Here is an 18,258-nt window from a genome sequence, read left to right on the forward strand (position 1 = left end):
GGCTGGATTGAGCGAAGCAGGCTGCCATGCCCCGCGAGAGGCGGCGCACCGGCTCATAGTCCGAGCCGCAGTGCGACGGGCATGCGGTTTGCTTCGCGATAAGATCGCCCAAAAGATGCCGGCGGCACAAGAATTCGTTTCAATCTAAGGAGTTACAGCATGCCTCTCGTATCAATGCGTCAACTGCTGGACCATGCCGCCGAAAACGGCTACGGGCTTCCGGCATTCAACGTGAACAACCTGGAACAGGTGCAGGCGATCATGGCGGCGGCCGACAAGGTCAACGCACCGGTCATCATGCAGGCTTCGGCCGGCGCGCGTAAGTACGCGGGCGAGGCGTTCCTGCGCCACCTGATCGAAGCAGCGGTCGAGTCGTATCCGCACATTCCGGTCGTGATGCACCAGGACCACGGCCAGTCGCCGGCGGTCTGCATGGCGGCGATCCGCAGCGGCTTCACCAGCGTGATGATGGACGGTTCGCTCGAAGCCGACGGCAAGACGGTCGCGTCCTACGAGTACAACGTCGACGTGTCGCGCAAAGTGGTCGAAGCGGCGCATTCGATCGGCGTCACGGTCGAAGCCGAACTGGGCGTGCTCGGCTCGCTGGAAACCATGAAGGGCGATAAGGAAGACGGCCACGGCGCGGAAGGCACGATGACCCGCGAACAACTGCTGACCGATCCGGAGCAGGCTGCCGACTTCGTCAAGCTGACCCAGTGCGACGCGCTGGCCATCGCGATCGGCACGTCCCACGGCGCGTACAAGTTCAGCAAGAAGCCCACGGGCGACATTCTGTCGATCCAGCGCATCAAGGAAATTCACCAGCGCATTCCGAACACGCACCTGGTGATGCACGGTTCGTCGTCGGTGCCGCAGGAGCTGCTCGCGGAAATCCGCGAATTCGGCGGCGACATGAAGGAAACCTACGGCGTGCCGGTCGAGGAAATCCAGGAAGGCATCAAGCACGGCGTGCGCAAGGTCAATATCGACACCGACCTGCGTCTCGCGATCACCGGCGCGATCCGCCGCTACATGGCGACCAATCCGGGCAAGTTCGATCCGCGCGATTACCTGAAGCCGGCGCGCGAAGCCGCGATGAAAATCTGTATCGAGCGCTACACGCAATTCGGCTGCGAAGGCCAGGCCGGCAAGATCAAGCCGGTTTCGCTTGATAAAATCGCGGAGAAATACAAGTCGGGCGAGCTGGCGCAAGTCGTCCGCTAAGCGGCATTTGCTTCAACGTTTGGCTCCGCGCCTGGCCGTTTGGCCAGGTTGTCGTCAGATCGCCGTTCCCGCATCATCCGGGGAACGGCGTTTCCCTTTTGTTCCGGTCACACTTTTTGCCTCATTTTTAGCGAACCACGACGATGTCTACCCTCTACGAATCCACGCTCCGCTCGCTGCCGCTGCTCGGCCGCGGTAAAGTCCGCGACAACTATGCGGTGGGCAATGACCAGTTGCTGATCGTCACGACCGACCGTCTGTCGGCGTTCGACGTCATCATGGGCGAGCCGATTCCGAATAAGGGGCGCGTGCTCAACGAGATGGCGAACTTCTGGTTCGAGAAGCTCAAGCACGTGGTGCCGAATCACCTGACGGGCGTGGCGCCCGAGTCCGTGGTCGCGACAGACGAAGCGGAGCAGGTGAAAGGCCGCGCGGTCGTGGTGAAGCGCCTTGAGCCGATTCTCGTCGAAGCCGTGGTGCGCGGCTATCTGGCGGGCAGCGGCTGGAAAGACTACCAGGCCACCGGTTCGGTGTGCGGCGTCGAACTGCCGCCGGGCCTGCAAAACGCGCAGAAGCTGCCCGAGCCCATCTTCACGCCGGCGGCCAAGGCCGAAATGGGCCATCACGACGAAAACATCACGTACGACGAGATGGAGCGCCGCATCGGCACGGAACTGTCGGCCACGATCCGCGACATCTCGATCAAGCTGTACAAGGAAGCGGCGGATTACGCGGCAACGCGCGGCATCATCATCGCGGATACCAAGTTCGAATTCGGTCTGGACGACCACGGCAAGCTGTATCTGATGGACGAGGCGCTGACCGCCGATTCATCGCGCTTCTGGCCGGCGGACGAGTATCAGGTGGGCACCAATCCGCCGTCGTTCGACAAGCAGTTCGTGCGCGACTGGCTCGAAACGCAAGATTGGGCGAAGGAGCCGCCTGCGCCGAAGCTGCCGGACGCCGTGGTCCAGAAGACCGGCGAGAAATATCAGGAAGCGCTCGAACGTCTGACCGGGCACAAGCTCGCCTGATCGAATCCGGAAACAGGGAAGCCGCAAGATGAGTGAAGCACAAACCGCCCATACGCATGGCGCGCCGGTTGTCGGCGTGTTGATGGGCTCCAGTTCCGACTGGGAAGTCATGAAAAACGCCGTCGCGATTCTGCAGGAATTCGGCGTGCCGTACGAAGCGAAGGTGGTGTCCGCGCACCGCATGCCGGACGAAATGTTCGCCTATGCTGAAAGCGCGCGTGAGCGCGGCATCCGCGCGATCATCGCGGGCGCGGGCGGCGCGGCGCATCTGCCGGGCATGCTGGCGGCCAAGACCACTGTGCCGGTGCTCGGCGTGCCGGTGGCGAGCAAGTATCTGAAGGGCGTCGACTCGTTGCATTCCATCGTGCAGATGCCCAAGGGCGTGCCCGTCGCCACGTTTGCTATCGGCGAGGCAGGTGCGGCGAATGCGGCGCTGTTCGCGGTATCTGTTTTGAGCGGCACGAGCGCCGAGTATGCGGAGAAGCTGGCGGCGTTCCGCGTGCGCCAGAACGAAGCGGCCCACGCGATGGTGCTGCCGGCGCTGTAAGCGCCGAGCGACGGACCTCGATAGAAGTCCCCTGTCCGACCTACCGGCCGGGTGCTTGCCGTTCACGACGGCACGCACACCGGCCGCGACCGACCACTAAGATGAACCCAGACAACACACCGGTTTCACCGATTCTGCCCGGCGCATGGCTTGGCATGGTCGGTGGCGGCCAGCTCGGCCGTATGTTCTGCTTTGCCGCACAGGCCATGGGCTATCGCGTCGCCGTGCTCGATCCGGACGAAAACAGTCCGGCGGGCGCGGTCGCCGACCGGCATCTGCGCGCTGCCTACGACGACGAAGCGTCGCTGACCGAACTCGCGCGCCTGTGCGCGGCGGTGTCGACCGAATTCGAGAACGTGCCGGCCGCGAGCCTCGATTTCCTCGCGAAGACTACCTTCGTGAGTCCGGCGGGCCGTTGCGTCGCCGTTGCTCAAGACCGCATCGCCGAGAAGCGCTTTATCGCGTCGGCGGGCGTGACGGTCGCGCCGCACGTCGTGATCGAATCGTCGGACGCGCTCGCCGCCTTTGACGATACGAAACTCGAAGCGTTGCTGCCGGGCATTCTGAAAACGGCCCGCATGGGCTACGACGGCAAAGGCCAGATCCGCGTGCGCAACGCGGAGGAAGTGCGCGAGGCGCATGCATCGCTCGGCGGCGTGCCGTGCGTGCTGGAAAAGCGTCTGCCGCTCAAGTTCGAAGTCTCCGCGCTGATCGCGCGCGCGGCGACCGGCGCGTCGGTCGTGTATCCGCTCGCGCAGAACACGCATCGCGACGGCGTGTTGGCGCACACCATCGTCCCGGCGCCGGACGCGAGCTCGACGCTCGTCGGGCAGGCGCAACAGGCCGCGCTGCAGATCGCCGACAAGCTCGGCTATGTGGGCGTGCTGTGCGTGGAGTTTTTCATTCTCGAAGACGGCTCGCTCGTGGCCAATGAAATGGCGCCGCGTCCGCACAACTCGGGGCATTACACCGTCGACGCGTGCGCGACCAGCCAGTTCGAACAGCAGGTGCGCGCCATGACCGGCATGCCGCTTGGCGACACGCGTCAGCATTCGCCCGCGGTGATGCTGAACATTCTCGGCGACGTGTGGTTCCCGGGCGGCCCGAAAGGCGCGTCGGTCACGCCGCCATGGCACGAGGTCGCGGCGATGCCGGCGGCGCGTCTGCATCTGTATGGCAAGGAAGAGGCGCGTTGCGGCCGCAAGATGGGCCACGTGAACTTCACGGCCGCGACGCTCGAAGAAGCCCGCACGGCGGCGCGCGATTGCGCGCGGCTTCTGCATATCGCCACGAACTGACGCGCGCGCCATGCCCGATCAACAGAAACCCGTCCAACCCGGCGAACCGGCCGGGAACGCGCTGCCGGTGAGCGCCGCGCAGATCGAGCACGCGGCGGCGCTGCTCGACGCGGGCGGTCTTGTCGCGTTTCCCACGGAAACGGTCTACGGCCTTGGCGGCGACGCGGAAAATCCGGAGGCCATCGCGCGCATCTACGCGGCGAAGGGACGGCCGGCGAATCATCCGGTGATCGTGCATCTCGCGCCGCAGGGCGATCCGAACTATTGGGTCGATCATTTGCCTGGTCAGGCGCAGCGTCTGATCGACGCGTTCTGGCCCGGCCCGCTCACGCTCATCCTGAAGCGCGCCGCGCGCATCCCCGCGGCGGTGAGCGGTGGGCAGGATTCCGTCGGCTTGCGCTGTCCGTCGCATCCGGTGGCGCAAGCGCTGCTGGAGGCATTCAGCGCATTGCGCGGCGGGCACGGCGGCGTCGCGGCGCCCTCGGCGAACCGGTTCGGACATGTGAGCCCGACCACCGCGCAGCATGTGCGCGACGAGTTCGGCAGCGAGATTCACGTGCTCGACGGCGGCGCGTCGGACGTCGGCATCGAATCGACCATTCTGGATTTGTCGCGCGGCTTTCCTGCGTTATTGAGGCCGGGCCGTGTGACGCCGCAAGACATCGCCGATGTGCTCGGCGAGGCGCCGCGCTTGCCGGACGGCTCGGACGCCACCGCGCCGCGCGCTTCCGGCACGCTGAAGGCGCATTACGCGCCGCGCACGCCGCTTGCGTTGTTGCCGTTCAATGCGCTGGAGCCGTTGCTGGCCGCGCGGGAAGTGGGCGAGCGCGTCGCGCTGGTCGCGCGTGCATCGCGAGCGGGGCATTGGGCCGACGCCGAAGGCGTGCATTTCATCGCCGCGCCCGAAGATCCGCACATCTACGCGCGTGAGTTGTACAGCTTGTTGCGAGCGCTCGATCGCGCGAACGTCACGCGCATTCTGATCGAGAAGCTGCCGGATACGATCGAATGGATCGCGGTGAATGACCGGCTTGGCCGCGCCGCGGCTGCATTCGAAGCGCAAGCATAAGGGCGGCCTTCGCAGCGCCGCCCCCAACGTGCCGCCGCCAGGCGGCGATGCTCAACTTACTTTCCCAGCCCCGTCGCCGCGACCAGTTGCTGCACGTATTGCGCGAACAACGCGTGCGTGTGCGTGCTCGGGTGCACCGAGTCCGCGAACATGTAGGTCTGGTCGGCGCCGGCCACCGTGTAGGTCTGCGGCGAGCAGAACAGTGACGAGCCGAACTGGGCGCCGTACTGCTCCGGGGTCAGCCCGTTTGTCGCGCCCGGATTGGCCTTGGCGTAAGCGGTCGCGTTGGTCTCCATGGCGGTCAGATTGCACGCCGTGCCGGTGTTGGACACGGTGAAGCCCAGCGCCTGGTAGTTCGGCAACTGCTGATCCAGCCACGTGAACGCATCGGCCACGATGACCTTGCCCGTACCCAGGAGGCCGCGCGTGGTCAGTTGTTGCACGAGGAGATAGTTGTACGCCGCGGTGATCCCCGTCAGCAGCGCAGCCGAGCCGGGCGTTTTCACGTTGGCCGCGACGCCGAGCGGCGTATTGCCGATATCCGGCACCGTCGAGATCACCACGTGCGTCGCGCCCGCGTTGACGATGGCCTGGACTTGCGCGGCGAGCTGGACCGCCGCGTTCGCCACCTGAGGATTAGCCAGTTGCTGCAGGTAGCCGACGATGAACGCAACCTGACCCGCCTGCGAGTTCGGCAGCGTGCCGGCCTGCACGAGCAGCGGATACTGCGTCTGTAGCGCGGTGGCAAGCGCGGTCAGATTCGCGGTGTTGTCCGCGAACTGGAAGATGTCGTTCGCGCCGCCGTTCACCAGCACGAGCTGGTTCGAGTTGAAGCTCGTATGCGCGCTCACGTAGTTCGCCACCTGAGTCACGACCGGTACGGTCGTCGCCGCCATGCTGTTCGGCGCCCAGCCTTCGCCCTGCGCGTTGACGACGTCCGAGCCGCCCTGCGCGTAACCGTAGCCGCCGGCCGCGACCAGCGGCTGGCCGAAGCCGCCGAGGTAGGCCGGCTTCAACGTGTCGCCGTAATATTCCGCGACCTTCTGCGTCCACACCTCACCCGGATTGGTCGTGAAGCGGCCTCCGCCGAAGCTCGACTGGATCACCGGCGCATACGTGCCCACGTCCGACAGGCTGTCGCCGAACGACACCACCTGCAATTTGACGCCGCCCGCCGGCGTGTTGCTGCTGGCGTTGTTGTCACCGCCGCCACCGCCGCCGCAAGCGGCGAGCAGCGCGAATGCGGCGCTTGCGACGGCAATCTGCGTGACGCGCGACCAATGTTGTTTCCTCGATGCTGTTTGCTTCATGCTGGCTACATCTCCTCGAATGTTTGGCCCTTGCGCCATTTATTGCAGGCTGCGCCCGCCGCGTCGGCGGCGTGACGACAGCTTACAGAATCTTCTATGGTCTGCGTCGTGCTTAAAACGCGGCCATATCGTTGTTGTCGTTGATGGTTGTGTGCGTTTCGGTGCCCGTTCGCGCGACGCCGCGGCGCGCGTGATAATCCGCCGCCCACGCGGGCGGCGCAAACAGTGCGCGCAGCTTGTTGCGCGCGCCGCGCACGCTCGCGAAGTCGCGCGCCATCGACGCCCATTCGTGAAACGTCGCCTTGAGCGGGTTGTACGTATGAAGCGGCTCGACGATGCCGTAGACGGGCGGCTCGCGCGGATCTTCGTCGACGTAGCTGCGGAACAGGCGATCCCAGATCACCAGCACGCCAGCATAGTTGCGGTCGATGTAGCAGTCGTTGCGCGCGTGGTGCACGCGATGAATCGACGGCGTGTTGAACACGTATTCGACCCAGCGGAGCTTGCCGGCGAATCGACCGATGACCTGCGTGTGCACGAAAAACTGAAAGCCGAGATTGACGAGCACGACGGCGACGATCTGCTTCGGCGGAAAGCCAAACACGGCAAGCGGAACCCAGAAAAGCCACATGCCCGCGACCGGATACATCAGGCTCTGACGGAACGCCGTGGAAAAATTCATGCGCTCGGACGAGTGATGCACCACATGCGCCGCCCACAGCCAGCGCACGCGATGGCTGCAACGGTGAAACACGTAGTAGAGCAGATCCTGCGCGACGAACAGCACCGCGAACGAGACCCAGCCGGCATGCCACGTGTAGACGCGGCAGTGGTCGTAGAAAAACGCATAGACGGGAATGATGACGAGCCACGCGAGCTTGTCGGCGGCCTGCTGCATGAGCGCGAGCGCTACATTGCACAGCGTGTCGCGCCAGCTGTAGAGCGCCGAGTCGGGGCGCGTTCGCCGCAGGTGCCACGCCTCCCAGCCGATACATGCGAGAAAGACTGGCGCCATGGCGAGCAGCAGCAATTCGGCATCGAATTGCATGGTGTCTTCCTCCGTGGTCCCTTGCCTCCGCGTTGCGTGCCGCGGGGTTTTATCGTGTGTGCTCGTTATTGTTCGGGCATGTTGCGCGGCGAACATTGCCCGACAGCGTACACGCTTAAGCTCGGAGCGCGCGCGCCTTCGCTAGAAGGAATCCTCAATGGGCGCCGCGTTTGTGCGGGTTTTTCCTGGGCTTGCCGCGCGGCACCGCGCTCGCCGCTTCGGCGACTGGAGCCGAAACTTTCGTGAAGCCCTCGTTCGGCCCTCCATAGATCCATTCGAGCAGCGCGTCGTGCGCGGCGCGCGCGGCTTCCGAATGCGGATCGTTGATGAAACTCACCACGACATAGCTGTTGCCGTCCGCCGACGCCACGTAGCCGGCGATCGCGCGCACGTCGCGCAAGGTGCCGGTCTTGATCTGCGCGTTGCCGCCCGCGCCCTGGTGCGTCAGGCGGTTGCGCATGGTGCCGTCCACGCCCGCGATCGGCAGCGACTGCACGAACACCTGAGCGACCGGACTGGCGTTGGCGCGCTGCAGGAGATCGGCGAGCGAGAGCGCGGTGATGTGCTCCTCGCGCGAGAGGCCCGAGCCGTTGTCGAGCGTCAGATATTCCATGTCGATGCTGTCGCGCCGCAGGAACGCCTCGATGGTGCGCGCGGCTTTCGCGGGCGTGGCAGGCCCCTTTTCCTCGGCCGCGCCGATCGACAGGAACAGGTTGCGCGCCATCGTGTTGTTGCTGAATTTATTGATGTCACGAACGATGTCGGACAGCATCGGCCCCTGGTGCGTGGCGACGAGTCTCGCGCCGGTCGGCACCGCGCCTTCGCGCGTCGCGCCGTTGAAAGTGCCGCCGGTTTGCTGCCACAACGCAAGGAAGCCGCCCGCGAAAAACGCCGAATGATCAAGCACCGCGACGTTGATCGTGCGCGGGCCGCAGCGCACGGCATACTCGCCCGCGAATGAGGCGACGACGGTGCCGTTCGGGCTCGGCGTGATCGTGGGCGAGACGGAGGCCGCCTCGCCTCGACACGGACCGTTGACCGCGTGCATCTGATTGTCGATCTGCAACTGCGCGAGGGCGGGCAGCACGTCGATGGCGACGGTGCCCTCCGGCGAAGGCGTGAGCGTGAACGACAGCGACTTGAATGCATACAGCAGCGGATCGGGGCCGACGTTGTAGGGCGCGTTGGTGTCGTCGTCGAAGGGCGGCAGGTCGCGCGTCGACGGATCGAAGTAGCGCTTGTCGAGCACGAGCGCGCCGTCGATGCCGCGAATCCCCGCCTTGTGGATCTTCTGCACGAGGTCGATGAGTTCTTCGGGCACGAGCTTCGGATCGCCCGTGCCCTGAATGTACAGATTGCCGTGCAGCACGCCGTTCGCGTCCAGCGAGCCGTCGCTGTAGGCGTTGGTGCGCCAGCGATAGTCCGGGCCGAGGATCGACAGGCCGGAATAGGTGGTGACGAGCTTCATCGTCGAGGCGGGCATCATCGGCTTGCCGGCGTTCAGCGCGACGATCGGCGTGCGGTCGCCCACTTTCTCGACGACCACGCTGATCGACGACAACGGCACGTGCGCGTGCTGCAAGCCGGCCATGACCGATGGCGGCAGCACCGTGCTGACGTTGACGCTCGGATGCAAGGCCTTGGCGCGCGCGTGGGCGAGATGCGGCAGCGACACGCCGCCGGCCAGCGCGGCGCAGACGAGTAGCGACACGCGCGCGCGCCGCGCGAGGCGCGCGGCCAAAGCATCGGCGGCGCAAGCGGCGGAAAAATCGGCAGACGAAGCGGCAGACGAAGCGGCAGACGAAGCGGCAGTGCAGGCAGCGACAGCGGAAGCGGAAGCGGAGCGTGACCGCAGCGCCGCATGACGAAGATGGCGTGCGACGGAAGACAGGAAAGCGTGCGTCATGAACGGGCGAAAAAGCAAAATGTCAGGGCGTGGGGAACGCCGCCATTCAAAGCGGGGCAGAGTATCGCGCGTCACGCCGCAGCCAGATCCGCCGCGCGACGCAAAGCGCCCATTGTAGTGACATGCCGTGCGGCTGCGGTGAAAAAAGCGCCACACGGCGCGCATGCCGGGGCGGGCGCTAGAATGCGGCATCATCGAATGTTGAGGGAAGTGACACCATGCGCATCTTGCTAGTCGAAGACGACCGGATGATCGCCGAAGGCGTGCGCAAGGCGCTGCGCGGCGAAGGCTTCGCGGTCGACTGGGTGGAAGACGGCGAAGCGGCGCTCAGCGCGGCGGCGAGCCAGCCTTACGATCTCGTGCTGCTCGATCTCGGCTTGCCGAAGCGCGACGGCCTCGAAGTGCTGCGCACGCTGCGCTCGCGTGGCCACGCGTTGCCGGTGCTGATCGTCACCGCGCGCGACGCGGTGGCGGACCGCGTGAAGGGTCTCGATGCCGGCGCCGACGACTACCTCGTCAAGCCTTTCGATCTCGACGAACTCGGCGCGCGCATGCGGGCGCTGATCCGCCGCCAGGCGGGCCGCAGCGATTCGACGATCCGCCACGGCAATCTGACGCTCGATCCCGCGTCGCATCAGGTCACGCTCGACGGCGCGCCGGTCGCCTTGTCCGCGCGCGAGTTTGCGCTGCTCGAAGCGCTGCTCGCGCGTCCGGGCGCGGTGTTGTCGAAAAGTCAGCTCGAAGAAAAAATGTATGGATGGGGCGAGGAGATCGGCAGCAATACGGTCGAGGTCTACATTCACGCGCTGCGCAAGAAGCTCGGCGCCGAGCTGATCCGCAACGTGCGCGGCCTCGGCTACATGATCGCGAAGGAAGCCTGAGCCGATGCGTTCAATCCGCCGTCAATTGCTGGTGTGGCTGCTCGCGCTCGTGCTGCTCGGCGTCGGCATCGCGGGCTGGCTGATTTACCGGCAGGCGCTCGCCGAAGCCAACGAACTGTTCGATTACCAACTGGAGCAGATCGCCGCAGCGCTGCCGTCCGAGCCGTTTTCGCAAGTGCTCGGCTCGCGCGATACCGGCGACGAAGGCATCGTGCTGCAAATCTGGAATCGCAATGGCGTGCTGATGTACTACTCGCGTCCGCGCGCGCCGCTCGCGCCGCGCGCCGAACTCGGCTTCTCGACCGAGCACACGGAGCGCGGCGATTGGCGCGTGTACGGCGCGATCGTCGGCGATAACGTGGTGCAGCTCGCGCAGCCGCTTTCGGTGCGCAACCGTCTTGCCGCCAATGTCGCATTGCGCACGCTGTGGCCGCTGATCGTGCTGCTGCCGGCGCTCGGGCTCGCGGTGTGGGTGATCATCGGACGCGGATTGCGGCCTTTGCGGCGCCTGACGAGCGCGCTCGACACGCGTCATCCCGAGGCGCTCGATCCGTTGCCCGATCAGCGCTTGCCGCTCGAAGTGCAGCCGCTCGTGCGCGCGCTGAACGGACTGTTGCAGCGGCTCGCCACGGCGCTCGACATTCAGAAGGCATTCGTCGCCGATGCCGCGCACGAATTGCGCACGCCGCTCGCCGCGGTGCAGATTCAATCGCAACTGGTGGCGCGCGCGAAAGACGACGCCACGCGCGGCGAGGCGCTCGCCGATCTGCAAGCGGGCGTGATGCGCGCGACGCGCCTCGCCGAGCAACTGCTCGCGCTCGCGCGCTCGGAACCGGATGGCCTCGCCGTGACCGATGCCATCGACTTGCGCGCGCTGTTGCAGGACTGCGTGGTGGCGTACTCGCCGCTGGCGCTGAATCGCGGCGTCGATCTCGGCATCGAGGCGAGCGAAGCGGCCACCGTGATCGGCGACGCCGAGTCGTTGCGCGTGATGTTCAACAATCTCGTGGATAACGCAACCAAGTACACGCCGCGCGGCGGACGCGTCGACGTGAGTCTGCAAATCGAGGAAGGGCATCCGGTGGTGCGTATCGCCGACAGCGGGCCGGGCATCGAGCCGGCCGAGCGCGAGCGCGTGTTCGACCGCTTCTATCGCGCGGGCGCGAGCGCGAACCGCGTGCGCACCGACGTGGCCGGCAGCGGACTCGGCCTCGCGATCGTGCGCCGCATCGCCACGCAACATCACGCGGCGGTGTCGCTCGACGAATCGCCGGCGGGCGGCTTGCAAGTCACTGTGTGTTTCCGAGCCTGCTGAGCGCAATACCGGCGCGAAGCTTTCATTTTGCTTGTCGCGGACAAGGCAAAAACTGCGAAAGAGCCCTTGAAACAGGCGCAAAACGCGATCTGACTCTGCTTAAGACTCTTTTAAGCGATGCCCCGTACGCTTCCTGACATCCAGATTTCTTTCTCCAGTCAGGAGTACACGATGAACGCGAAAACCTTGTCCCGCAGCGCTGTTGCAGTAGCTGTCGCCGTCGCGCTTTCCGCCGGCTATGTGGCGGGCCATCGCGACGTGCCCGCGCCGCAGGTCATCACGCCGGCGCAGGCCGCGATGATGCCCGCGGAAGCCGCCGCGAAAACCGGCATTCCCGATTTCTCCGGTCTCGTCGAAACGTACGGGCCGGCTGTCGTCAACATCAGCGCGAAGCATGTCGTCAAGCAGACGGCTCTTCGTGGTAACGGCGGCAATGGCGGCATGGGCGGCGGCAATCAGTTGCCGATCGATCCGAGCGACCCGTTTTATCAGTTCTACAAGCACTTCTTCGGCGGCATGCCCGGCATGCAGGGCGGCGACGGCGGCGATGCGCCCGACCAGCCGAGCGCAAGCCTCGGCTCGGGCTTTATCGTCAGCAACGACGGCTATATCCTCACCAACGCGCACGTCGTGGACGGCGCGAACGTCGTGACGGTGAAGCTCACCGACAAGCGCGAATTCAAGGCGAAAGTGATCGGCACCGACAAGCAGTCCGACGTCGCCGTGCTGAAGATCGACGCGAGCAATCTGCCGACCGTGAAGATCGGCGATCCGAATCAGAGCAAGGTCGGCCAGTGGGTTGTCGCGATCGGCTCGCCGTATGGTTTCGACAATACGGTGACGTCGGGCATCATCAGCGCGAAGTCACGTTCGCTGCCGAACGAAAACTACACGCCGTTCATTCAGACCGACGTGCCGGTGAACCCCGGCAATTCCGGCGGCCCGCTTTTCAATCTGCAAGGCGAAGTGATCGGCATCAACTCGATGATCTACTCGCAGACCGGCGGCTTCCAGGGGCTTTCGTTCGCAATCCCGATCAATGAGGCGATCAAGGTCAAGGACGACATCGTCAAGACCGGGCACGTGAGCCGCGGGCGGCTCGGCGTCGCGGTGCAGGGCATGAACCAGACGCTCGCCAATTCGTTCGGCATGCAGAAGCCGCAAGGCGCGCTCGTCAGTTCCGTCGATCCGGGCGGCCCGGCCGCGAAGGCCGGTTTGCAGCCGGGCGACGTGATTCTGTCGGTGAACGGCGAGGCGGTGAGCGATTCCTCGGCGCTGCCTTCGCAGATCGCGGGTCTTTCGCCGGGCAGCTCGGCCACGGTGCAAGTGTGGCGCGACAAGGGCACCCGGGATCTGAAGGTGACGATCGGATCGTTGTCGGACACGAAGGCGGCATCGGATAAAGCCGATCAGCCGACGCAACTGCAAGGCCGCCTCGGCGTCGCGGTGCGGCCGCTCACGCCGCAAGAAAAGAGCAGCGCGTCGATCTCGCACGGGCTGCTCGTGCAGCAGTCGGGCGGCGCGGCGGAAAGCGCGGGCATTCAACCGGGCGACGTGATTCTCGCGGTCAACGGCCGGCCGGTGACGAGCGTCGATCAGTTGAAGCAGATGATCGCGGGCGCGGGCAGCAGCATCGCGTTGCTGATCCAGCGCGACAACGCGCAGATTTTCGTGCCGGTCGATCTGGGTTGATCGACGTCTGATCCAGACTTCGCGCATGAAGTAAGGCTTGCCGGCCTGTTTGCACTTACTGCAAACAGGCCGGCTTTTTTTCTTTCTTACGAATCTCGCGAAGCAGGCGCTCGCGGCACGTGGCGTGCGAACCAGCGGCTCTCAGGCGGCTTCGGCGGCCGCATGGCACGCGGGTTGCATCAATCTTGAATCCGGTCCCGTCGATAGACACCGGGAACCGATGTCAACAAGGAGCGAACCGATGAAAAACCAACGCACTCAGCGAAAGATCGTAGCCGCCGCGGCCAGCGTGGCGCTCACTCTCGGTCTGGTGGGCGGCGCGTACGCGCAGCAGGCGAGCGAAGTCACCGGCGGCAGCACCACCGACCAGACGAGCGCAGGCAACGCCAACGGTGGCGGTCTGCCGCAGGTTCAGCAGCAGGGCGACGTCTCGTTCGTGTCGGGCGGCGTCGGTCTCGACGAATCGAAGGCGCTACAGCAGGCGCAAAGCCAGTGGCCGCTGTCGCTGCGCTTTACGGGGCCGGGCTCGGACTATCTCGCTGACGTCCAGGTGCGGATCGTGGATGCACACAACGGCGAAGTGCTGAACACCGCGTCGCGTGGGCCGTACATGCTCGTGAAGCTGCGCCCGGGGCGCTACACCGTGCATGCGGCGTACAAGGACCGCGATCAGTCGAAGGCGCTGACGGTGCCGGCCAAGGGCACCGCGAAGGCCGCGTTCTACTGGAACACGCAATAAGCGCCTCGCTCGCGCAAAGCCGCGGCATGAGAGGTCGCACAATCGGCAGAAGTTTGACCGATAATGAAGCCACGGGCGCGTCCCGTGGCTTTTCGGTTTGCACGACCGCACACTTTCACGGAGCCGAGACATGAGCGATGCCTTGACACCTCACGCAAGCCCGGGCAAATCCACCGGCGGGCACGCTATCGCGATCGCGGGCAATCATCACAGAGTGCGCGTGATACACGGCGGCGTGACGATGGCCGACACGCACGCAGCGTTGACACTCAGCGAAACCGGTCTGCCCGACGTGTTCTATTTCCCACGCGACGACGTCAACATGGCGCGGCTCGAACGCTCCACGCACAGCTCGCACTGCCCGTTCAAAGGCGACGCGTCGTACTACCATCTGCGCACCGAAGACGGCCTGATCGAAAACGCCGTCTGGAGCTACGAGACGCCGTTCGAGCAGGCGGCACAGATCAAGGGGTATCTCGCGTTTTACGCATCGCGCGTCGACCGCATCGATCAGACGTCGTGATTCGCGCGCGCGTGTTCATCGGGAGGCTGGGATGGAATTGAACGACGCGTTACGGATTCCGCTTGCGCCGTCCGATGTCTGGGCCGCGTTGCAAGACCTCGCGCTGCTGCGCGCCAGCCTCGATAACTGCGAGTCGTTCACGCGTCTGTCGCATGGTGAATATGCGCTCGCCCTGACGGTCCCGCTCGGGCCGCTTCGCGCGCGGTACGAAGCGCGCGCGCACGTCGCCGGCCAGGATTCCGGGCCGGCCGATGCGGAGCGCCGCACCATCAACTTCAAGGCACGCGCCGAAGGTATCGGCTCGCTGCGCGGACAGATCGAAGTGCGCCTGCGCGCGGAAGACGGCGCGCTCGGCGGCCGGGAGCGCGGCACGCGGATCGACTACACGATCTGGGCGACGTCCTCGGGGCCGCTCGCGGAACTGCCGGCGCGCCAGCTCGAACACGCGCTTCATCATCTCGCCGACGATTTCTTCGCCGAATTCAGCGCGGTGGTGCGCGCGAAGCATGGGCAGGGCCCGAACCGCGCGCGCGGCACGGCGGCGCGCCGCCAGCATGTGTTTCTGCGGCCGATCACGCTCGGCGGCATCGCGCGGCGCACACGCGCGGAACACGGCAGTGCGCTGACGGGACGGGCGGCGAGCGCGTCGTCTGGCGTGTCGCATCCCGAGCCGAGTCCGCATGCCGTGCCGAACTGGGCGTGGGCCGCGATGATTTTTCTCGTCGCGCTGCTGTTGTATGTCGCGCGCTGGATTAGCGAGCGGTGAGCGCGGTGAGCGCGGCGATCGCGGTAATCGGTGTCGCATCCGCGCGACTACGAAATCGCGGTGACTGACTACGAAAGGGCGTGCCGGCGGACGCCGCGCTCGCATCCGCGCGATTCCTTCGCCGCGCTTTGCCTCACACGCCACGAAACTCCCGCCGCCATGCCGATGGCGACGTGCGAAACGCGTCCGAGAAATGTTGACGCAGCGACGCCGCCGAGCCGAACCCGGCAATGCCGGCGATCGCTTCCACCGATTCATCCGTGCTTTCGAGCAACTCCTGCGCACGCGCGAGCCGCTCTCCGAGCAGCCATGTTCCGACGGTTGTGCCGGTTGCGAGCCGGAAGCGCCGAGTAAAGGTGCGGCGGCTCATCAGCGCGCGTCCAGCGAGACTGTCGAGTGTATGAGGCGTATCGAGGTGCCCGCGCACCCAGTCGAGCAGGCCCAACAGGCGGTCTTCGCGGACGTTTGGCGGCACCGGCTGCTGGATGTACTGCGCCTGGCCGCCTTGCCGGTGCGGCGGCACCACCAGCCGGCGGGCGACGAAGTTCGCCACCTCCGCGCCGCACATCTTGCGCAGCACGTGCAGACAGCAATCGAGCCCTGCCGCCGTGCCCGCCGAGGTCAGCACGTTGCCGTCGTCGACGTAGAGCACGTCGCGGTCGAGCCGCACGCGCGGATAGCGGCGCGCGAAATCGTCGGCCCACGCCCAATGCGTGGAGGCCGGGCGGCCGTCGAGAATGCCCGCGGCGGCCAGCACGAACGCGCCGAGGCACAACCCGACGAGTTGCGCGCCGCGCGCGTGGGCCGCGCGCAAGGCGTCGAGCAGCGCGGCGGGCGGCGTTTCGGCAGGATCGCGCCAGCTCGGCACAACGATCGTGTGCGCGTCGTCGAGCGCTTCGAGGCCGTGCGTCACGGCAATCGAAAATCCCGCGGTGGTCGTAAGCGGGCCGGCTTCGGCCGCGCAGACGCGAAAGTCGAAGTCGGGCGCGCCGCTGCCACTGCGGTTCTCGCCGAACACTACGCACGGCACGGAAAGATGAAACGGGCTGATGCGGTCGAACGCGACCACCGCGACGACGTGCTTAGCAGCGCATGAAGCGGGCGAGGCGGGTGAAGTGGGTGAAGCGGGTAAAGCGGGTAAAGCGGGTAAAGCGGGTAAAGCGGGTAAAGCGGGTAAAGCGGGTAAAGCGGGTAAAGCGGGCGAGGCGGGTGAAGCCGGCGAAGCAGACAGGTCGAATAGAGCGGGCGCAGCCATGAGCGGATCACCTCGTGACACAACGACGACGACGACGATGGCCCGATTCTAGCGAATATTGTCAAACGGGCCGCTGTCGCCGATTCGGGAGCGGGAGAACAATGCGTCATCGCCGCTGGTTCTCGCGGGTTCTCCCAGACGGTGCGACCCCACTGAAACTTTCGAAGGAGTCTTGCCATGTCCACACCGCGCCGTGCGCTGATCGTCATCGATGTACAAAACGAGTACGTGAGCGGCGACCTGCCGATCGAATATCCGGACGTGCAAGGTTCGCTCGTCAATATCGGCCGCGCGATGGACGCGGCGCGCGCCGCGGACGTCCCCGTGGTGGTCGTGCAGAATTTCGCTCCGGCTACCTCGCCGCTCTTTGCGCGCGGCAGCGCGGCGGCGGAGTTGCATCCGGTCGTCGCTTCGCGTGAGCACGATCACTACGTGGAAAAGTCGCTGCCGAGCGCCTTTGCCGGCACCGATCTCGCCGACTGGCTGAACGCCCGGCAAATCGACACGCTGACGGTCGTCGGCTACATGACGCACAACTGCGATGCCTCGACCGTCATTCACGCCGTCCATGCCGGGCTCGCGGTCGAGTTTCTGCACGACGCGACGGGCTCGGTGCCGTACGAAAACAGCGCGGGCTTTGCGAGCGCCGAGGACATTCATCGGGTCTTCAGCGTAGTGTTGCAGTCGCGCTTCGCGGCGGTGGCGAGCACGAAGGAATGGCTTGCGGCCGTGAAGGACGGCGTGCCGCTCGAACGCGGGAATATTTATGCGTCGAATCAGACGGCGCGAAACAGGAATCGCTGAGCGAACTTCCGGGGCTGCGGTCGGAGGGCCGCAGCCCGGCGCTTACTTGCGCAGAGCCGGACTCATGCGCAGCGCGTCGAACATGCCTTGCACCATCCGCTCGCCGAGCGCGGTGAAATCCGTTGCATCGGGGAGAAACAACATGTCGCGCAGCGAGCCGCCGACAAACGCGTGCACCATGGCGGCGGCCAGCTTCGCGTCCAGATCCGCGGGCAACTGTCCCTTCGAGATCGCGTTGCGAAAGCCGCCTTCGATCTTCGTCAGCGCTTCGCGCATGTTGGTCTGATAGCGGACCATTACCGGTCCCATTTCTTCGACCAGTTCGCACTTCAAAAACAGAATGTCGAACACGCGGCGGCGGCGTGGATCGTTCGCCGTGTCGCGCAGACAGACAATGCAGATTTCCATCAGACGCCCGAGCGGATCGGGCTCGTTCGGGTCCAGCGAGGCCGCCTTGAGTTCGTCGAGCGGCAGCAGTACGCGGTCGAACATCTCGGTAAAGAGGTCGCTCTTGTGCGAAAAATGCCAATAGATGGCGCCGCGCGTGACGCCTGCCGCCTGCGCGATGTCGGCCAGAGAAGTGCGAGACACACCCTTTTCGAAGAAGACCTGCTCGGCTGCGTCGAGAATGCTGTTGCGCGTCTCCAGCGCTTCTTCTTTGGTTCTTCGGACCATGTTTATATGACCTGCCCTGATTCTGGGTTTCCCGAGCGCCAATTAAGTCCGCCCGATGACAATCCGTTTGTACTGAAAGCGTTTGGTGAAACTTTCTTGCGAGTCCCCGCGCCGCAAGAGAATTAACGTACTTTTACATCCATTCGTGAATGTATATATAATAGCACCCCAC

General features: G+C 65.3%; 17 protein-coding genes. 12 read left to right on the forward strand and 5 right to left on the reverse strand.

Annotated features, from left to right (window positions below):
- Positions 1-159 precede the first annotated feature (159 nt).
- The 5 genes from fba to VOM14_RS05080 all read left to right on the forward strand — a co-directional run bounded on the left by fba (position 160) and on the right by VOM14_RS05080 (position 5,172).
- Complete coding sequence (fba, locus tag VOM14_RS05060; RefSeq protein WP_020069232.1) at positions 160-1,224, forward strand: class II fructose-bisphosphate aldolase; 1,065 nt, start codon at positions 160-162, stop codon at positions 1,222-1,224.
- A gap of 143 nt (positions 1,225-1,367) precedes the next feature.
- Positions 1,368-2,258 (forward strand): phosphoribosylaminoimidazolesuccinocarboxamide synthase, encoded by an 891-nt coding sequence (locus VOM14_RS05065; protein ID WP_327627649.1) that lies wholly within the window; start codon positions 1,368-1,370, stop codon positions 2,256-2,258.
- Positions 2,259-2,286: 28 nt separating this feature from the next.
- On the forward strand, positions 2,287-2,805 hold the full coding sequence (purE, locus tag VOM14_RS05070) for a 5-(carboxyamino)imidazole ribonucleotide mutase (protein ID WP_327627650.1): 519 nt from the start codon (positions 2,287-2,289) through the stop codon (positions 2,803-2,805).
- Positions 2,806-2,906: 101 nt separating this feature from the next.
- On the forward strand, positions 2,907-4,103 hold the full coding sequence (locus VOM14_RS05075) for a 5-(carboxyamino)imidazole ribonucleotide synthase (protein WP_327627651.1): 1,197 nt from the start codon (positions 2,907-2,909) through the stop codon (positions 4,101-4,103).
- A gap of 10 nt (positions 4,104-4,113) precedes the next feature.
- Positions 4,114-5,172 (forward strand): L-threonylcarbamoyladenylate synthase, encoded by a 1,059-nt coding sequence (locus VOM14_RS05080; protein ID WP_327627652.1) that lies wholly within the window; start codon positions 4,114-4,116, stop codon positions 5,170-5,172.
- 56 nt (positions 5,173-5,228) lie between these two features.
- Here VOM14_RS05080 and VOM14_RS05085 read toward each other — a convergent pair whose 3' ends face one another.
- From VOM14_RS05085 to dacB, 3 genes are all read right to left on the reverse strand, one after another.
- Positions 5,229-6,482: an SGNH/GDSL hydrolase family protein gene (locus VOM14_RS05085; RefSeq protein WP_327627653.1), complete on the reverse strand. Its 1,254-nt coding sequence runs from the start codon at positions 6,480-6,482 to the stop codon at positions 5,229-5,231.
- A 112-nt stretch (positions 6,483-6,594) separates the two neighbouring features.
- On the reverse strand, positions 6,595-7,530 hold the full coding sequence (locus VOM14_RS05090; RefSeq protein ID WP_327627654.1) for a sterol desaturase family protein: 936 nt from the start codon (positions 7,528-7,530) through the stop codon (positions 6,595-6,597).
- A gap of 154 nt (positions 7,531-7,684) precedes the next feature.
- Positions 7,685-9,436 (reverse strand): D-alanyl-D-alanine carboxypeptidase/D-alanyl-D-alanine endopeptidase, encoded by a 1,752-nt coding sequence (dacB, locus tag VOM14_RS05095; protein ID WP_327627655.1) that lies wholly within the window; start codon positions 9,434-9,436, stop codon positions 7,685-7,687.
- 218 nt (positions 9,437-9,654) lie between these two features.
- On the opposite strand from dacB, the gene VOM14_RS05100 reads away from it, so the two are divergent.
- The 6 genes from VOM14_RS05100 to VOM14_RS05125 all read left to right on the forward strand — a co-directional run bounded on the left by VOM14_RS05100 (position 9,655) and on the right by VOM14_RS05125 (position 15,352).
- On the forward strand, positions 9,655-10,317 hold the full coding sequence (locus VOM14_RS05100) for a response regulator (protein ID WP_327627656.1): 663 nt from the start codon (positions 9,655-9,657) through the stop codon (positions 10,315-10,317).
- Positions 10,318-10,321: 4 nt separating this feature from the next.
- On the forward strand, positions 10,322-11,632 hold the full coding sequence (locus VOM14_RS05105; protein ID WP_327627657.1) for an ATP-binding protein: 1,311 nt from the start codon (positions 10,322-10,324) through the stop codon (positions 11,630-11,632).
- A gap of 171 nt (positions 11,633-11,803) precedes the next feature.
- A complete protein-coding gene (locus VOM14_RS05110; protein WP_327627658.1) occupies positions 11,804-13,324 on the forward strand; it encodes a DegQ family serine endoprotease in 1,521 nt (506 codons plus the stop codon).
- Positions 13,325-13,565: 241 nt separating this feature from the next.
- Positions 13,566-14,063 carry a carboxypeptidase regulatory-like domain-containing protein gene (locus VOM14_RS05115; RefSeq protein WP_327627659.1) on the forward strand — a complete coding sequence of 166 codons (498 nt, stop codon included), beginning with the start codon at positions 13,566-13,568 and terminating at the stop codon, positions 14,061-14,063.
- Between the two features lie 130 nt (positions 14,064-14,193).
- Positions 14,194-14,586 carry a DUF427 domain-containing protein gene (locus VOM14_RS05120; RefSeq protein ID WP_327627660.1) on the forward strand — a complete coding sequence of 131 codons (393 nt, stop codon included), beginning with the start codon at positions 14,194-14,196 and terminating at the stop codon, positions 14,584-14,586.
- A gap of 31 nt (positions 14,587-14,617) precedes the next feature.
- Positions 14,618-15,352 (forward strand): CoxG family protein, encoded by a 735-nt coding sequence (locus VOM14_RS05125; RefSeq protein WP_327627661.1) that lies wholly within the window; start codon positions 14,618-14,620, stop codon positions 15,350-15,352.
- 133 nt (positions 15,353-15,485) lie between these two features.
- Here VOM14_RS05125 and VOM14_RS05130 read toward each other — a convergent pair whose 3' ends face one another.
- Positions 15,486-16,421, reverse strand: coding sequence for a helix-turn-helix domain-containing protein (locus VOM14_RS05130; RefSeq protein ID WP_327628109.1), 936 nt, complete (start codon positions 16,419-16,421; stop codon positions 15,486-15,488).
- A 363-nt stretch (positions 16,422-16,784) separates the two neighbouring features.
- On the opposite strand from VOM14_RS05130, the gene VOM14_RS05135 reads away from it, so the two are divergent.
- Entirely contained in the window at positions 16,785-17,411 is a 627-nt protein-coding gene (locus VOM14_RS05135; protein WP_327627662.1) for a cysteine hydrolase family protein, read from the forward strand.
- 42 nt (positions 17,412-17,453) lie between these two features.
- Here VOM14_RS05135 and VOM14_RS05140 read toward each other — a convergent pair whose 3' ends face one another.
- Positions 17,454-18,086: a TetR family transcriptional regulator gene (locus tag VOM14_RS05140; RefSeq protein ID WP_327627663.1), complete on the reverse strand. Its 633-nt coding sequence runs from the start codon at positions 18,084-18,086 to the stop codon at positions 17,454-17,456.
- Positions 18,087-18,258 lie beyond the last annotated feature (172 nt).

The organism is Paraburkholderia sp. MPAMCS5, from assembly GCF_036016995.1.
Lineage (GTDB): Bacteria > Pseudomonadota > Gammaproteobacteria > Burkholderiales > Burkholderiaceae > Paraburkholderia.

Coding starts and splice junctions, on each gene's coding strand:
- fba (WP_020069232.1), top strand. CDS start 160: ATGCCTCTCGTATCAATGCGTCAACTGCTGGACCATGCCGCCGAAAAC.
- VOM14_RS05065 (WP_327627649.1), top strand. CDS start 1,368: ATGTCTACCCTCTACGAATCCACGCTCCGCTCGCTGCCGCTGCTCGGC.
- purE (WP_327627650.1), top strand. CDS start 2,287: ATGAGTGAAGCACAAACCGCCCATACGCATGGCGCGCCGGTTGTCGGC.
- VOM14_RS05075 (WP_327627651.1), top strand. CDS start 2,907: ATGAACCCAGACAACACACCGGTTTCACCGATTCTGCCCGGCGCATGG.
- VOM14_RS05080 (WP_327627652.1), top strand. CDS start 4,114: ATGCCCGATCAACAGAAACCCGTCCAACCCGGCGAACCGGCCGGGAAC.
- VOM14_RS05085 (WP_327627653.1), bottom strand. CDS start 6,482: ATGAAGCAAACAGCATCGAGGAAACAACATTGGTCGCGCGTCACGCAG.
- VOM14_RS05090 (WP_327627654.1), bottom strand. CDS start 7,530: ATGCAATTCGATGCCGAATTGCTGCTGCTCGCCATGGCGCCAGTCTTT.
- dacB (WP_327627655.1), bottom strand. CDS start 9,436: ATGACGCACGCTTTCCTGTCTTCCGTCGCACGCCATCTTCGTCATGCG.
- VOM14_RS05100 (WP_327627656.1), top strand. CDS start 9,655: ATGCGCATCTTGCTAGTCGAAGACGACCGGATGATCGCCGAAGGCGTG.
- VOM14_RS05105 (WP_327627657.1), top strand. CDS start 10,322: ATGCGTTCAATCCGCCGTCAATTGCTGGTGTGGCTGCTCGCGCTCGTG.
- VOM14_RS05110 (WP_327627658.1), top strand. CDS start 11,804: ATGAACGCGAAAACCTTGTCCCGCAGCGCTGTTGCAGTAGCTGTCGCC.
- VOM14_RS05115 (WP_327627659.1), top strand. CDS start 13,566: ATGAAAAACCAACGCACTCAGCGAAAGATCGTAGCCGCCGCGGCCAGC.
- VOM14_RS05120 (WP_327627660.1), top strand. CDS start 14,194: ATGAGCGATGCCTTGACACCTCACGCAAGCCCGGGCAAATCCACCGGC.
- VOM14_RS05125 (WP_327627661.1), top strand. CDS start 14,618: ATGGAATTGAACGACGCGTTACGGATTCCGCTTGCGCCGTCCGATGTC.
- VOM14_RS05135 (WP_327627662.1), top strand. CDS start 16,785: ATGTCCACACCGCGCCGTGCGCTGATCGTCATCGATGTACAAAACGAG.
- VOM14_RS05140 (WP_327627663.1), bottom strand. CDS start 18,086: ATGGTCCGAAGAACCAAAGAAGAAGCGCTGGAGACGCGCAACAGCATT.